Origin of the sequence: Pseudomonas aeruginosa, from assembly GCF_001457615.1 — a bacterium.
In the GTDB taxonomy this organism is placed as follows: Bacteria; Pseudomonadota; Gammaproteobacteria; order Pseudomonadales; family Pseudomonadaceae; genus Pseudomonas; species Pseudomonas aeruginosa.
In genome coordinates this window covers 402,213-416,619 of the sequence record NZ_LN831024.1, presented here as the reverse complement: position 1 = coordinate 416,619, position 14,407 = coordinate 402,213, and the positions used below count along the sequence as shown (strand labels likewise).

Annotated in this window: 17 protein-coding genes; 7 read left to right on the top strand and 10 right to left on the bottom strand. The window is 67.7% G+C overall.

The genetic code is table 11. From position 1 onward, the window contains the following. Positions 1–107 precede the first annotated feature (107 nt). The 4 genes from trmB to AT700_RS01880 all read right to left on the bottom strand — a co-directional run bounded on the left by trmB (position 108) and on the right by AT700_RS01880 (position 2,469). A complete protein-coding gene (gene trmB / locus AT700_RS01895; protein ID WP_003118800.1) occupies positions 108–779 on the bottom strand; it encodes a tRNA (guanosine(46)-N7)-methyltransferase TrmB in 672 nt (223 codons plus the stop codon). Between the two features lie 153 nt (positions 780–932). Then, the gene (locus AT700_RS01890) at positions 933–1,730 is read right to left on the bottom strand and encodes a thiazole synthase (RefSeq protein WP_003084517.1); all 798 of its coding nucleotides are present in this window, start codon (positions 1,728–1,730) and stop codon (positions 933–935) included. Positions 1,731–1,788: 58 nt separating this feature from the next. Continuing rightward, on the bottom strand, positions 1,789–1,989 hold the full coding sequence (gene thiS / locus AT700_RS01885; RefSeq protein WP_003084514.1) for a sulfur carrier protein ThiS: 201 nt from the start codon (positions 1,987–1,989) through the stop codon (positions 1,789–1,791). 102 nt (positions 1,990–2,091) lie between these two features. Beyond that, entirely contained in the window at positions 2,092–2,469 is a 378-nt protein-coding gene (locus AT700_RS01880) for a DUF423 domain-containing protein (RefSeq protein WP_003084513.1), read from the bottom strand. A gap of 36 nt (positions 2,470–2,505) precedes the next feature. On the opposite strand from AT700_RS01880, the gene mtgA reads away from it, so the two are divergent. Beyond that, positions 2,506–3,237 (top strand): monofunctional biosynthetic peptidoglycan transglycosylase, encoded by a 732-nt coding sequence (gene mtgA, locus AT700_RS01875; protein ID WP_003100972.1) that lies wholly within the window; start codon positions 2,506–2,508, stop codon positions 3,235–3,237. Positions 3,238–3,241: 4 nt separating this feature from the next. Here mtgA and AT700_RS01870 read toward each other — a convergent pair whose 3' ends face one another. The 5 genes from AT700_RS01870 to ftsY form a co-directional block, all read right to left on the bottom strand. Further along, positions 3,242–3,847, bottom strand: coding sequence for a hypothetical protein (locus tag AT700_RS01870; protein WP_003084511.1), 606 nt, complete (start codon positions 3,845–3,847; stop codon positions 3,242–3,244). 64 nt (positions 3,848–3,911) lie between these two features. Next, positions 3,912–4,766, bottom strand: coding sequence for an RNA polymerase sigma factor RpoH (rpoH, locus tag AT700_RS01865; protein ID WP_003084510.1), 855 nt, complete (start codon positions 4,764–4,766; stop codon positions 3,912–3,914). 113 nt (positions 4,767–4,879) lie between these two features. Next, a complete protein-coding gene (gene ftsX, locus AT700_RS01860; RefSeq protein ID WP_003084508.1) occupies positions 4,880–5,887 on the bottom strand; it encodes a permease-like cell division protein FtsX in 1,008 nt (335 codons plus the stop codon). Further along, positions 5,887–6,558 (bottom strand): cell division ATP-binding protein FtsE, encoded by a 672-nt coding sequence (ftsE, locus tag AT700_RS01855; RefSeq protein WP_003084505.1) that lies wholly within the window; start codon positions 6,556–6,558, stop codon positions 5,887–5,889. The genes ftsX and ftsE overlap by 1 nt, the downstream gene beginning before the upstream one ends. Beyond that, complete coding sequence (gene ftsY, locus AT700_RS01850; protein WP_003160919.1) at positions 6,555–7,901, bottom strand: signal recognition particle-docking protein FtsY; 1,347 nt, start codon at positions 7,899–7,901, stop codon at positions 6,555–6,557. Before ftsY ends, ftsE begins: the two co-directional genes overlap by 4 nt. A gap of 120 nt (positions 7,902–8,021) precedes the next feature. Between ftsY and AT700_RS01845 the strand changes: the two genes are divergently transcribed. The 6 genes from AT700_RS01845 (at position 8,022) to AT700_RS01820 (ending at position 13,572) form a co-directional block, all read left to right on the top strand. Then, complete coding sequence (locus AT700_RS01845; protein ID WP_078801517.1) at positions 8,022–9,419, top strand: M16 family metallopeptidase; 1,398 nt, start codon at positions 8,022–8,024, stop codon at positions 9,417–9,419. Further along, positions 9,412–10,899: a M16 family metallopeptidase gene (locus AT700_RS01840; protein ID WP_034073644.1), complete on the top strand. Its 1,488-nt coding sequence runs from the start codon at positions 9,412–9,414 to the stop codon at positions 10,897–10,899. Before AT700_RS01845 ends, AT700_RS01840 begins: the two co-directional genes overlap by 8 nt. Continuing rightward, positions 10,899–11,495 carry a 16S rRNA (guanine(966)-N(2))-methyltransferase RsmD gene (rsmD, locus tag AT700_RS01835; RefSeq protein ID WP_003102864.1) on the top strand — a complete coding sequence of 199 codons (597 nt, stop codon included), beginning with the start codon at positions 10,899–10,901 and terminating at the stop codon, positions 11,493–11,495. Before AT700_RS01840 ends, rsmD begins: the two co-directional genes overlap by 1 nt. 2 nt (positions 11,496–11,497) lie before the next feature. Continuing rightward, complete coding sequence (locus tag AT700_RS01830) at positions 11,498–12,064, top strand: hypothetical protein (RefSeq protein ID WP_023910832.1); 567 nt, start codon at positions 11,498–11,500, stop codon at positions 12,062–12,064. 36 nt (positions 12,065–12,100) lie between these two features. After that, a complete protein-coding gene (locus AT700_RS01825) occupies positions 12,101–13,099 on the top strand; it encodes a hydrolase (protein ID WP_034073645.1) in 999 nt (332 codons plus the stop codon). 62 nt (positions 13,100–13,161) lie between these two features. Beyond that, positions 13,162–13,572: a GNAT family N-acetyltransferase gene (locus AT700_RS01820; protein ID WP_003102866.1), complete on the top strand. Its 411-nt coding sequence runs from the start codon at positions 13,162–13,164 to the stop codon at positions 13,570–13,572. On the opposite strand, the gene AT700_RS01815 is transcribed toward AT700_RS01820, so the two are convergent. After that, complete coding sequence (locus tag AT700_RS01815) at positions 13,557–14,204, bottom strand: TetR/AcrR family transcriptional regulator (RefSeq protein ID WP_003084488.1); 648 nt, start codon at positions 14,202–14,204, stop codon at positions 13,557–13,559. The genes AT700_RS01820 and AT700_RS01815 overlap by 16 nt on opposite strands. Positions 14,205–14,407: the final 203 nt, after the last annotated feature.

Here is a 14,407-nt window from a genome sequence, read left to right as displayed (position 1 = left end):
GAAGCCGGGAAACGTGCAGCTTGAAGGTGAGGTCCGCCGGGTGTTCCCGGTCTGCTTGGAGTCCCGGCGCCGGTTCGGCGCCAGGGGTACGTCGCTGGTGCGATGGATCAGTCGACGCGCTCGAACTTGAGGTCCCAGACGCCATGTCCCAGGCGCTCCCCGCGCCGCTCGAACTTGGTCACCGGACGCTCTTGCGGGCGCGGCACGAAGCGGCCGTCTTCGGCCTGGTTGCGGTAGCCCGGCGCCGCGCTCATGACGTCCAGCATGTGCTCGGCATAGGGCTCCCAGTCGGTGGCCATGTGCAGCACGCCGCCGACCTTCAGCTTGCGCCGCACCAGTTCGGCGAATTCCGGCTGGACGATCCGCCGCTTGTGGTGGCGCTTCTTGTGCCAGGGATCGGGGAAGAACAGCAGCAGCCGATCGAGGCTGGCGTCGGCCACGCAGTGGCGCAGCACTTCCAGCGCGTCGCAGCTATACACCCGCACGTTGCCCAGGCCCTGGGTCAGCAGGCCGTTGAGCAGCGCGCCGACGCCCGGCTTGTGCACCTCGACGCCGATGAAGTCGATGTCAGGCGCAGCGGCGGCCATTTCCAGGGTGGAATGGCCCATGCCGAAACCGATCTCGAAAGTCCGCGGCGCCTGGCGACCGAAGATCGCGTCGAAGTCCTGAACCTCATCGCTCAGTTCCAGGCCGAACTTCGGCCAGCCCAGGTCGAGGCCACGCTGCTGGCCTTCGGTCATGCGCCCGGCGCGCATCACGAAGCTCTTCACGGTGCGCATCGGCCGTGCTTCGTCGTGTTCCGCCAGGGAGTCCTGGGCCGGGGATTGCGGGGTATCGCTCATGGAAAAGAAAACCTTGCTAGAGACAGAAGGGCGGGCTGCCTGCCGGACGCTTCCCGCATCCGGCGGACAGCCCGCCCCAGGTAGTCGGTATCAGTCGATCAGGCCGTCCAGCGGCGACGAGGCGCTGGCATACAGCTTGCGCGGCATGCGTCCGGCCAGGTAGGCGAGACGACCGGCGACGATCGCGTGCTTCATGGCCTCGGCCATCATCACCGGGTCCTTGGCATGGGCGATGGCGGTGTTCATCAGCACCGCCTCGCAACCCAGCTCCATGGCGATCGCTGCATCGGAAGCGGTGCCAACGCCGGCGTCGACCAGCACCGGGACCTTGGCTTCCTCGAGGATGATGCGCAGGTTGTAGGGGTTGCAGATGCCCAGGCCGGAGCCGATCAGGCCGGCCAGCGGCATCACCGCGATGCAGCCGATCTCGGCCAGTTGGCGGGCGATGATCGGGTCGTCGCTGGTGTACACCATCACGTCGAAGCCGTCCTTCACCAGTTGCTCGGCGGCCTTGAGGGTCTCGACGACGTTGGGGAACAGGGTCTTCTGGTCGGCGAGGACTTCCAGCTTGACCAGGTTGTGCCCGTCCAGCAGCTCGCGGGCCAGACGGCAGGTGCGCACGGCCTCGACCGCGTCATAGCAGCCGGCGGTGTTCGGCAGGATGGTGTAGCGATCCGGCGGGATCACATCCAGCAGGTTCGGCTCGTCGGGATTCTGCCCGATGTTGGTGCGCCGCACCGCCACCGTGACGATCTCCGCTCCGGAGGCCTCGATGGCCCGGCGGGTCTCGTCGAGGTCCTTGTACTTGCCGGTCCCCACCAGCAGGCGCGAGCCATAGGTACGGCCGGCGATGACGAAGGGGGTATCGGTACTGGATGCTTGGCTCATCGGATGACTCCTGGATGGAAAGGCTTGCGGGGCCGATGGAAGGGTTCGGGGGCCAGGCCTAGCCGCCGCCGATGGCGTGGACGATCTCCACGCGGTCGCCATCCTTGAGCGCGGTGCTGGCGTGCTGGCTGCGCGGCACGATATCCAGGTTCAGCTCGACGGCCACGCGGCGGCCGCCAAGCTCCAGGCGGGCCAGCAGGTCCGCGACGCTCTGCGCGTCGGGCAGCTCGAAGGGCTCGCCGTTCAGTTGAATCTGCATGGCTGGACGGTCACGAAAGTGAAAGGGAGCGGCATTCTAGCCCGATCCACCCCGATGACCAAGGCGCCTTGTCGACAAGTGCGCCGCCTGAGGCAACCGGTCTCAGGCGTTGCCCAGGCGCCAGGCGGCCAGCCCCAGGCACAGCCAGCCGGCGAGGAAGGAGACGCCGCCGAACGGGGTGACGATGCCGAGCTTGCCGATGCCACTGAGGGTCAGCAGGTAGAGGCTGCCGGAGAACAGCAGGATGCCCAGCGTGAACAGGCCACCCGCCGCGCTCACCAGGCGGCCGTCCAGGCGGGTGGCGAGCAGCGCCACGCCGAACAGCGCCAGGGCGTGGATCAACTGGTAGTGCACGCCGGTCTGGAATACCGCCAGGTACTCGGCGCTGAGCTGCTTCTTCAGGCCGTGGGCGGCGAACGCCCCGAGGGCCACGCCGGTGAAACCGAAAAATGCCGCCAACAACAGGAAGGGACGAAGCATGGACAAGACTCCGGTGATAGCATCCAGCCCGCTATAATGGCCGCCCCCTTCTTCCAAGCCAAGCCGCGCATGTTGCGATCCCTGTTCCGCCGCCTGTTCAAGTACCTGCTCTGGTTCATGGCCGCCAGCGTCGTGCTGGTCGCGGTCCTGCGCTGGGTGCCGCCACCGGGGACCATGGTCATGGTCGAACGCAAGGTCGGCTCCTGGGTCGACGGCCAGCCCATCGACCTGCAGCGCGACTGGCGCTCCTGGGAGCAGTTGCCGGACAGCCTGAAGGTCGCGGTGATCGCCGGCGAGGACCAGCACTTCGCCGAGCACCACGGCTTCGACCTGCCGGCCATCCAGCAGGCCCTCGCGCACAACGAGCGCGGCGGCAGTATCCGCGGCGCCAGTACGCTCAGCCAGCAGGTGGCGAAGAACGTCTTCCTCTGGTCCGGGCGCAGTTGGCTGCGCAAGGGCCTGGAGGCCTGGTTCACCCTGCTGATCGAGACGCTCTGGACCAAGCAACGGATTCTCGAGGTCTACCTGAACAGCGCCGAATGGGGCCCGGGCGTCTTCGGCGCGCAGGCTGCGGCACGCTATCACTTCGGCCTCGACGCCGAGCGCCTGAGCCGCACCCAGGCCAGCCAGCTCGCCGCGGTGCTGCCCAGCCCGCTGAAATGGAGCGCGGCCAGGCCGGGCCCCTACGTACGCCAGCGCGCGGCCTGGATTCGCCAGCAGATGTGGCAGTTGGGCGGCGACGACTACCTGCTGCGCCTGGAGCGCTGAAAGCTCAACGCGGCGGTTTTTCCAGGGCCTGGCGCGGCACCGCGAGCATCAGTCGCAAGTCGTCGTCCGGCAGGTGCGCGGTCAGGCCCAGTTGCGGATAGACCCAGGCCTCGCCCTGGGCCAGTTGCAGGCGCAGGCGCGGCTGGCCGAGACTGGCCAGCAGCCGCTCGGCACCGACCCTGCCTTCGGGAATCATGCTCAGCGCCACGATCGGCTTGTCGCCCAACTGTCCTTCCAATCCGGCGCTCAATGGCTGCGGCGCGCTGCCAGGCTGCAACGCAGATGCCCGCTGCAGGCTCAGTTGCTCCTCGGCGCTCAGGCCCAGCTCGCCTTCCACCTGCCAGGGGCCGCCGTCGCCCAGCAGGCGGCCACGGAAGGCCAGGCGCACGCCATCCAGGCGCGGGTCCACCCACAACTCGCCATCCACCGCGTCGTGCAGCTGGCGCAGGGTCAAGGCGTTGTCCGCCAACGGCGCCAGCACCTGCTCCTGCCAGTCGGCCAGCCACGGCAACGGTCGCGCCGGTTCCGGCGTACGGACCAGCCAGGCGCCGACGACGAAGGTCAGGACCGCCAGCGACAAGTAGAACAGCCAGCGGGTATTGCGCGGCATGGGATTCCTCCGGGCAGAAAAAAACCGCACCCTTGCGGGGTGCGGTTTTCGCGAGGCGCGGCGATCAGGCGAGAATCCGCCCTTTCAGCTTGCTCATGGCGTTCTTTTCCAGCTGCCGGATACGCTCGGCGGAAACGTTGTACTTTTCCGCCAGGTCGTGCAGCGTGGCCTTCTCCTCGGACAGCCAGCGCTGCTGGAGAATGTCGCGGCTGCGCTCGTCGAGGCCTTCCAGCGCCTCGTGCAGGTTGGCGCTGGAGCTGTCGCTCCAGTCGGCGTCTTCCAACTGGCGCGCCGGGTCGTAGCGGTGGTCTTCGAGGTAATGCGCCGGCGACTGGTAGGCGCTCTCGTCGTCCGCGTCGGCGGCCGGGTCGAACGCCATGTCCTGGCCGGTCAGGCGGCTTTCCATCTCGCGCACTTCGCGGGGCTCGACCCCCAGGCTCTCGGCGACGCGATGGACTTCCTCGTTGTTCAACCAGGCCAGGCGCTTCTTCTGGCTGCGCAGGTTGAAGAACAGCTTGCGCTGCGCCTTGGTGGTGGCGACCTTGACGATCCGCCAGTTGCGCAGGATGAACTCGTGGATCTCCGCCTTGATCCAGTGCACGGCGAAGGACACCAGGCGAACGCCCATTTCCGGGTTGAAACGCTTCACGGCCTTCATCAGGCCGACGTTGCCTTCCTGGATCAGGTCGGCCTGGGCCAGGCCGTACCCCGAATAACTCTTGGCGATATGAACAACGAAGCGCAGGTGCGCCAACACCATCTGCCGCGCCGCTTCCAGGTCTTGCTGATAGAAGAGGCGTTCGGCCAGTTCACGCTCCTGTTCCGGCGACAACAGCGGAATGCTGTTCACCGAGTGCACGTAGGCTTCCAGGTTTGCGCCTGGAACCAAGGCATGTACAGGTTGCAAAGAAGTGGTCATGCGAATCCTCCGATTCACGAAACTCGCGCAGTGTAGCACTCGGATATCTGACTGCAAGCGGGTGTATAAGTTCCTTTACAACGACCCGCTGGCCGGTCGTGATCCGCCTGTCCTCAGCGCGGCGCCAGCTCGCGCAGGTGGCGGGCCACGGCCAGCCAGGCGCCGACCCAGCCAAGCAGCACCGCGCCCACGGTCAGCGACAGGCCGTCGTCCAGCGGCACGCCCTGCAGGCCGAAGTCGCTGCCGTACAGCCCTGAAAGGTTGACCACCGAACCGTTCAGCCAGTTCAGCGAATAGGCCAGCAGCGCCCAGGACAGGATGCCCGCGCCCAGGCCGTACAACGCGCCCATGTACAGGAATGGCCGGCGCACGTAACCGTCCGTCCCGCCGACCAGCTTGATCACCTCGATTTCGTTACGGCGATTTTCGATGTGCAGGCGGATGGTGTTGCCCACCACCAGCAAGAGGGTCAGCACCAGCAGGATGGTCAGGCCGAAGACGAAGCGTTCGCCGAGCTTGAGGATCGCGCTCAGGCGCTCGACCCATACCAGGTCGAGCTGCGCCTGCTGCACATGAGGCAGCTCCGCGAGCTGCTGGCGCAGTGCCTCCAGGCCAGCCCGGTCGATCTGCTTGGGCGTGACCGAGATCACCGGCGGCAGCGGGTTCTCCGGCAGCTCCTTGAGCGCTTCGCCCAGGCCGGACTGTTCCTGCAATTCGCTGAGCGCCTGCTCGCGGCTGATCAATTGGGCCTCGATCACGTCCGGCAGGCGCTCGATCTGCTCGCGCAGGTCCTGGCCCTGATTTTCGCTGGTCTTCAGGTCGAGGAACAGGGATATCTGCGCCGCCCGCTGCCAGGAGCCGCCGAGCCGTTCGACATTGTTCAGCAGCAGCGAGAGGCCCATCGGCAGGCTCAGGGTGATACCCATCACCAGGCAGGTGAAGAAGCTGCCGAACGGGTGGCCGAACAACCGGCGCAGGCTGTCCACCAGGCTGGCGCGATGGCTTTCCAGGTAGGCGCTGAACGAGCCGCTCCAGTCGGTCTGCTCCTGGCTCGGTTTCTCGCGGGTCTTGCGTTCCGGTGCGCCCTCTTCGGGGCCACGGGGAAGATCGTTGGCGCTCATCAGGCCTCATCCTCACGGTCAGCGATGATCCGGCCACGCTGCAGGGTCAGCATGCGATGGCGCATACGGGCGATCAGGGCCAGGTCGTGGCTGGCGATCAGTACGGTGGTGCCCAGGCGATTGATATCCTCGAACACACCCATGATTTCCGAGGCGAGTCGCGGGTCGAGGTTGCCGGTGGGTTCGTCCGCCAGCAGCAGGGCCGGCTGGTGGACGATGGCGCGGGCAATGCCGACCCGCTGCTGCTGGCCGGTGGAAAGGTCGGAAGGCAACGCCTCGCCCTTTTCCTTCAGGTTCACCCGCTCCAGGGCCGAGGCCACGCGCTTGGCGATCTCCGGCTTGGGCATGCCGAGGATCTGCAGCGGCAGGGCGATGTTGTCCGCCACCGTACGATCGGTGAGCAGTTGGTGGTTCTGGAACACCACGCCGATCTGCCGGCGCAGGAAAGGGATCTGCGCGGTGGTGATGCGCCCCAGGTCCTGGCCGCCGAGCAACAGCTTGCCGCTGGTCGGTCGCTCCATCGCCAGGATGAGGCGCAGCAGGGTGCTCTTGCCGGCGCCGGAGTGGCCGGTGACGAAGAGGATCTCGCCACGGTGCACGCGGAAGGACACCTCGTGCAGGCCTACGTGGCCGTTGGGATAGCGTTTGCCGACCTGCTCGAAGCGGATCATGCGTTCTCCCGCTCTGCGAAGAGTGCCTGGACGAAGGCGTCGGCCTCGAAGGTACGGAGATCGTCGATCCCCTCGCCGACACCGATATAGCGGATCGGCAGGCCGAACTGCTTGGCCAGGGCGAAGATCACCCCGCCCTTGGCGGTGCCGTCCAGTTTGGTCAGGGCCAGGCCGGTCAGCTCCACCGCGAGGTTGAACTGCTTGGCCTGGTTGATGGCGTTCTGCCCGGTGCCGGCGTCGAGCACCAGCAGGACCTCATGGGGCGCCGTCTCGTCCAGCTTGCCGATCACCCGGCGCACCTTCTTCAGCTCCTCCATCAGGTTGTCCTTGGTATGCAGGCGTCCGGCGGTATCGGCGATCAGCACGTCGATGCCGCGGGCCTTGGCGGCCTGCACCGCGTCGAAGATCACCGAGGCGGAGTCGGCGCCGGTGTGCTGGGCGATCACCGGGATGCGGTTGCGCTCGCCCCAGACCTGCAACTGCTCCACGGCGGCGGCGCGGAAGGTGTCGCCGGCGGCCAGCATGACCTTCTTGCCCTCGAGTTGCAGCTTCTTCGCCAGCTTGCCGATGGTGGTGGTCTTGCCCACGCCGTTCACCCCGACCACCAGGATCACATAGGGCTCGCGCGCGACGTCGACCTGCAACGGCTGCTCCACCGGGCGCAGCAGGCTGGCCAGCTCTTCCTGCAGCGCCTTGTACAGCGCGCCGCTGTCGGCCAGCTCCTTGCGCGCCACGCGCTTGGTCAGGTTCTGCACGATCAGGGTGGTGGCCTCGACGCCGACGTCGGCGGTCAGCAGGCGCGTCTCGATGTCGTCGAGCAGGTCGTCGTCGATTTCCTTGCGACCGAGGAACAGGCTGGCCATGCCTTCGCCGATGCTGGCGCTGGTCTTGGACAGCCCCTGCCGGAGGCGGGCGAAGAAGCCCGGCCTGGTCGCCGGCTCGCTGACTGCCGGAGCGGCGGCCAGCGGCGCAACGGGCTCGGGCTCGGGCTCGGGCTCGGGCTCGGCAGCCAGGATAGGCTCGGGTTGCGCGACGGGCGCCTCGGGCCGGGGCGAATGCTCCTCGGCCGACGCTGGCTCGTCACTGGCGAGCGGTGCTTCGGCAACCGGCGCCGGCTCGGCCGGCTCGGCAGCGGAGGGCTGCTGCCGACCTGGCTGTTCTGTCAGGGATTGCGCCACGTCATCGGCAGGCGCGCGCTGCTCGGCGGCCGCTGTCTCGGAGACCGGCTCGACAGGCTGATCGGCAGGCTGCTCGCCGGCTTGCGGCTTTTTCCGCCACCAGCCGAACAGACCTTTCTTTTCCCCGCCCTGCGGGGCCTTCTTGTCGTCGTTGGAACCAAACATGAATGCTTGTATCTCAAGGGAGCGGCACGGGACGTGGCCGCCCGGAAAACGGATGGGTATCCTAGCATCTCCTCGCCCGACGGGGCTAAGGGTCCTGCCCCGCAGTGACCTGAGACCCCGGTGGCGGCACGAAAGGTCCAGATCACCATGAAAACCCCAGCTCGCCGCCGCGTCGGCCTGCTCCTAGCCAGCCTTTGTCTCCCGCTTTTCGCCCAGGCGGCGGAAACCCAGCCCACCCACGAGTTCAGCCTCGACAACGGCCTGAAGGTCATAGTGCGTGAAGACCACCGCGCCCCGGTGGTGGTTTCCCAACTCTGGTACAGGATCGGCTCCAGCTACGAGACATCCGGGCTCACCGGCCTGTCCCACGCCCTCGAACACATGATGTTCAAGGGCAGCCGCAAGCTCGGCCCGGGCGAAGCCTCGCGGGTGCTGCGCGACCTGGGTGCGGAAGAGAACGCCTTCACCACCGACGACTACACCGCCTATTACCAGGTCCTGGCCCGCGACCGCCTGCCGGTGGCGCTGGAGATGGAAGCCGACCGCATGGCCCACCTGAGCCTGCCGGCCGACCAGTTCAAGAGCGAGATCGAGGTGATCAAGGAGGAGCGCCGCCTGCGCACCGACGACAATCCCAACGCCCTCGCCTTCGAGCGCTTCAAGGCCGCCGCCTACCCGGCCAGCGGCTACCACACCCCGACCATCGGCTGGATGGCCGACCTGCAGCGCATGACCATCGACGACCTGCGCCACTGGTACGAATCCTGGTACGCGCCGAACAACGCCACCCTGGTAGTGGTCGGCGACGTCACCGCCGACGAGGTCAAGACCCTCGCCAAGCGCTACTTCGGCGAGATCCCCTGGCGCCAGCTGCCGCCGGCGCGCAAGCCGCTGGAACTGGCCGAGCCCGGCGAGCGCCGGCTCAAGCTGTACGTACGCACCCAGCTGCCGAACCTGATCATGGGCTTCAACGTGCCCAGCCTGGGCAGCAGCGAGAACCCTCGCGAAGTCAACGCCCTGCGCCTGATCGGCGCGCTGCTCGATGGCGGCTACAGCGCCCGCCTGGCCTCGCGCCTGGAGCGCGGCGAGGAGCTGGTCGCCGGCGCCTCCACCTACTATGACGCGTTCAACCGCGGCGACAGCCTGTTCGTCCTCTCGGCCACGCCGAACGTGCAGAAGGGCAAGACCCTCGAGCAGGTCGAGGCCGGTCTGTGGAAGCAGCTCGATGACCTCAAGCAGAACCCGCCCAGCGCCGCGGAGATCGAGCGCGTGCGCGCGCAGATGATCGCCGGGATGGTCTACGAGAAGGACTCCATCGCCGCCCAGGCCAGCAGCATCGGCCAGCTGGAAAGCGTCGGCCTGTCCTGGAAGCTGATCGACCAGGACCTGGAGGCCCTCAAGGCAGTGACTCCGGACGATATCCAGAAAGCCGCCCGCACCTATTTCACCCTGTCGCGCCTGACCCTGGCGCAAGTGCTGCCTGTGAAGGCCGAGGAAAAGGAGGCCCGTCATGAGTGAGCGCACAGGGCTGCGTTATGGCCTGCTCGGCCTGATCGTCATCGCGTTGCTGGCCGCGCTGGCCTATTTCGTCGCGCGTCCCCCCCAGACCCCGGCAGCGGCCCATGCCGCGGCGGTCGAGGAAAACCAGTTGCAGTCGCTGAAGGACGTCGCCAAGCAGGCGCCGGTCCATCGCAAGCTGGACATCCAGGAATGGAAGACCGCCGAAGGTGCCAAGGTACTGTTCGTCGAAGCCCATGAACTGCCGATGTTCGACCTGCGCCTGACCTTCGCCGCCGGCAGCAGCCAGGACGCCGGCACCCCCGGCCTGTCGATGCTGACCAACGCCATGCTCAACGAAGGCGTGCCGGGCAAGGACACCACTGCCATCGCCGCCGGCTTCGAGGACCTCGGCGCCTCGTTCAGCAACGGCTCCTACCGCGACATGGCGGTGGCCGGCCTGCGCAGCCTGTCCGACGCCGACAAGCGGACCCAGGCGCTGAAGCTGTTCGAACAGGTGATCGGCCAGCCGACCTTCCCCGAGGACGCCCTGGCACGCATCAAGAACCAGGTCCTGGCCGGTTTCGAGTACCAGAAGCAGAACCCCGGCAAGCTGGCCGGGCTGGAGCTGTTCAAGCGCCTCTATGGCGAGCATCCCTACGCGCACTCCAGCGACGGCGACGAAAAGTCCATTCCACCGATCAGCCGCGAACAATTGCAGGCGTTCCACAAGAAAGCCTACGCCGCCGGCAACGTGGTCATCGCGCTGGTCGGCGACCTCTCGCGGCAGGAGGCCGAAGCGATCGCCGCAGAAGTCTCCAAGGCGCTGCCCCAGGGCCCGGCGCTGGCCAAGACCGTCCAGCCGGAAACGCCCAAGCCCGGCCTGACGCGCATCGACTTCCCCTCCGAGCAGACCCACCTGATGCTCGCCCAGCTTGGCATCGACCGCCAGGATCCCGACTACGCGGCGCTCTACCTGGGCAACCAGATCCTCGGCGGCGGCGGCTTCGGCACCCGCCTGATGGACCAGGTGCGAGAAAAGCGCGGCCTGACCTACGGCATCTATTCCGGCTTCACCGCCATGCAGGCACGCGGTCCGTTCATGATCAACTTCCAGACCCGCGCCGAACTCAGCGAGGGGGCGCTGAAGCTGGTCCAGGACATCGTCCGCGACTACCTGGCCAACGGCCCGACCCAGAAGGAACTGGACGACGCCAAGCGCGAACTGGCCGGCAGCTTCCCGCTGTCCACCGCGAGCAACGCCGACATCGTCGGCCAGCTCGGCGCCATCGGTTTCTACGGCCTGCCGCTGGACTACCTGGAAAGCTTCCTCAAGCAGGTCGAGGGACTCAGCGTCGAACAGGTCAGGAGCGCCATGGCCAAGCACCTGGACGCCGACGCCTTCGTCATCGTCAGCGCCGGCCCGAGCGTGCCGCAGAAACCCCTGCCGCCACCCACCGCCAAGCCGGCCCAGCAACCCAGCGGCGTTCCGGAGCATTGATGAGCAAACCTACTGCGAAAGCCCCCGGCCGCCACGGCGGCCAGGGACAGCTGCGGATCATCGGTGGCGAATGGCGCAGCCGGCGTTTCGTCTTTCCCGACGGGCCCGGCCTGCGACCGACCCCGGACCGGGTCCGCGAGACCCTGTTCAACTGGCTGGCACCCTATGTCGAAGGCGCACGGGTGCTCGATCCCTTCGCCGGCAGCGGCGCGCTGTTCCTCGAGGCGTTGTCGCGCGGCGCCCGCGAAGGGCTGGCCCTGGATACCAACGGCGAAGCGGTGGCGGCCCTGCGCAACCACCTCGACGCGCTCAAGTGCGGCACCGCCCAACTGGTCCTCGGCGATGCCGTGCGCTACCTGGGAAACCAGGCTCCGAGCGCCTTCGACCTGGTGTTCCTCGACCCGCCGTTCCATCAGAACCTGCTGCAGGACGCCTGCCGCCTGCTCGAAACCCGCGGCTGGCTGAACCCCGACGCCTGGATCTATACCGAGAGCGAGAGCGTCCCCTCGTCCCTCGGCCTGCCCGGAAACTGGCGGCTGCACCGGGAAAAGAAAGCCGGCAACGTACATTACGCGCTCTGGCAGCGGGGAGCCTGAGGATGAGCCCGGCTTCCGCGAGCATTCGCCAACGCCTGCTGGCGCTTGGCGAGCCTTGCGCGGCGCAATCCGCCGCCGACTGGCAGGGCGATATCGCCCTGCCCGCCGAGCTGGAGCGTTTCTACCGCGAGGTCGGCCCACTCGACTGCACCCTGGAGAGTGCCGGCAACCCATTTTTCCTGCCGTCCCTGGCCCGCCTCTGGCAGCGCCAGGCCGGCTATCGCTGGCACGGCATCAGCGGCGAGCGCCTGTCGGGCTGGCAGGACGACTGGCTGGTGGTGGCCGACCAGGGCGCCGACCCGTTCATCCTCGAGACCGGCAGCGGGCGCATACTCTTCGACCTGCATGGCGGCAGGGGCTGGGACCCGGCGCCGTGCTTCGACGACCTGTGGCAGATGGCGGCCAGCCTGGCCTGCTTCGGCGAGGTCTGGAGCGGCGCCGGCGAGGACATCCTGCTGGACGACTGCAGCGTCGCGCCCCGCTATCGGCAGCAGCTCGTCGAAGAACTGCAACCGATCCTCGGTTCGCGCCAGCGGGCGGAGGACCTCGCCGACGAGTTCGGCTGGTAAGCTGGTGGCCACACCACCACCGCCCATGACCTGCGCATGACCGCGTCCCCGACCTTCCAGCCCGCCTGGTGGCTGCCCAATCCGCACCTGCAGACCCTGTGGAGCCCGTTCTTCCGCCGCGGGCCGACCCTGGAACGGCAGCGCGAACGCCTGTGGCTGGCCGATGGCGACTTCATCGACCTCGACTGGGCCGGCCCGCACGATGCCGAGACCCCGCTGGTGCTGGCGCTGCACGGCCTCACCGGGTCATCCTCGTCGCACTACATCCTCGGTCTGCAGCGCGCCCTGCTGGAGCGCGGCTGGGCCAGCGTGGCGCTGAACTGGCGCGGTTGCTCGGGGGAGCCGAACCGCCTGCCGCGCGGCTACCATTCCGGGGTCAGCGACGACCTCGCCGAGGTGGTCGCGCACCTGCGCGCCAGGCGCCCGCAAGCGCCGCTGTACGCGGTCGGCTATTCGCTGGGCGGCAACGTGCTGCTCAAGTACCTGGGCGAAACCGCTGGGGACTGCCCGCTGCTCGGCGGCGTCGCGGTGTCGGTGCCGTTCCGCCTGGACGAGTGCGCCGACCGCATCGGCCTGGGCTTTTCCCGGGTCTACCAGGCGCACTTCATGAAGGCCATGCTGACCTACGTGCAGGACAAGCAGCGGCTGTTCGGCGAGCAGGGCCAGGCGGAAGGCCTGGCCGCCCTGCAACGCCTCGGTCCGCTGGAGGGCATGCGCACCTTCTGGGACTTCGACGGCCGGGTCACCGCGCCGCTGCACGGCTTCGCCGACGCCAGGGATTACTATCGGCGCGCGTCCAGCCGCTACTACCTGCCGGACATCCGCACGCCGAGCCTGATCATCCATTCCAGCGACGACCCCTTCGTGTTCGCCCGCAGCCTGCCCGATCGCAGCGAACTGGCACCCTGCACCGAGCTGGAGCTGCACGCCCGCGGCGGTCACGTCGGCTTCGTCGACGGCTCTCCGCGCCAGCCCACCTACTACCTGGAACGACGCATCCCCGACTGGCTGGAGGCCCGCCTGCGGCAGCACTGAGCTGGCCGGCGTCCGGCGACGGGCGGCAGAATAGGAACAGGCTGAAGGAAAAAGGGGGGCGAATGGAACTGACGCTGCGGCACAACCCGATGCTCGACGACGCCGACTGCGAGGCGATCCTGGCGATCCACGCGGCGGTCGGCTGGGACCGGCGCATGCCGCCTGCCGAGCTACGCACGCTGTACCAGCATTCCGGGTATTCCCTGCTGGCCGAACGCGACGGCCGCCTGGTCGGCCTGCTGCGCGCCGAGGAAGAAACACCGATTCGCGTCTGGCTGGCGGAAATCGCCGTGCTGCCCGGCGCACAGAGCAGCGGCGTCGGCGCAGCCCTGCTGCGGCGCTTCGCCGAGGATCACCGCGGCGCCTACCTGTTCACCGACGCCACCCTCGGTACCGAAGCCTTCTTCCGCCGCCACGGCATCCACATCCAGCAGGTGCTGGAGAAAACCCTGCGCGATCAGAGCGGCACGTAGAGCCGCTCGGAAATCCCGTCCACCGCATCCTGGGCCTGCGCCTCGATGTGCCCGCTCTCCAGCGCCAGCACCTGGTAGATGCCGCGACGCAGTTGCGCCTCGCTGAGGTCGCCGTCGAGATCGAGGGTGGTGCAGAGGAAGCGCACCCAGGAGGTGAGGATGATCCAGGCGTTGAGGGTCAGGGCCTCCAGCTGGGTCTCGTTCATCCGCAGGATGCCGGCCTCGGTGAAGCCCCGGTAGATCGCCTTGGCGTTGACCAGGCAACGCTGGGCGAAGGCGCGGTAGCGCGCCGCCAGCTCCGGGTCGCTTTCCAGCAGGTGCTCGAGGTCGCGATGGAGGAAGCGGTAGCGCCACATCGCGGCCAGTAGCGCTTCCAGGTAGAAGGTCTTGTCGTCCACCGTCAGACCCCGCCCTTCGGGCAGGCGCAGGAAGCTCTCGACGTGGCTTTCGTACTCGGCGAACAGCTCGGCGATGATCGCCTGCTTGTTCGGGTAGTGGTAGTAGAGGTTCCCAGGCGATATACCCAGGTGGGTGGCGATATGGTTGGTGGTGACGCTGCGCTCGCCCTGGGCGTTGAACAGTTCCAGGCTGGCCTGGGCGATGCGATCGCGGGTCTTGATGCGTGGTGCCATGGGGACGACGGGCTCGTTCGGGTAACAGTGCGGGGCGCGCCCCGCCGTGACAGCGTAGAAGGTACACAAAGCCGGCCGCCCGGGTCAGCCCCCGGGGTGGCGGCCGGCGACCGGCCCGCCTTTCGTTGGGTACGCAAGCGCCGGGCTGGCAGGCATGCTGTTTGACACTTTAGAGTATTTACTCTAGAAATCCAGCGACGCAG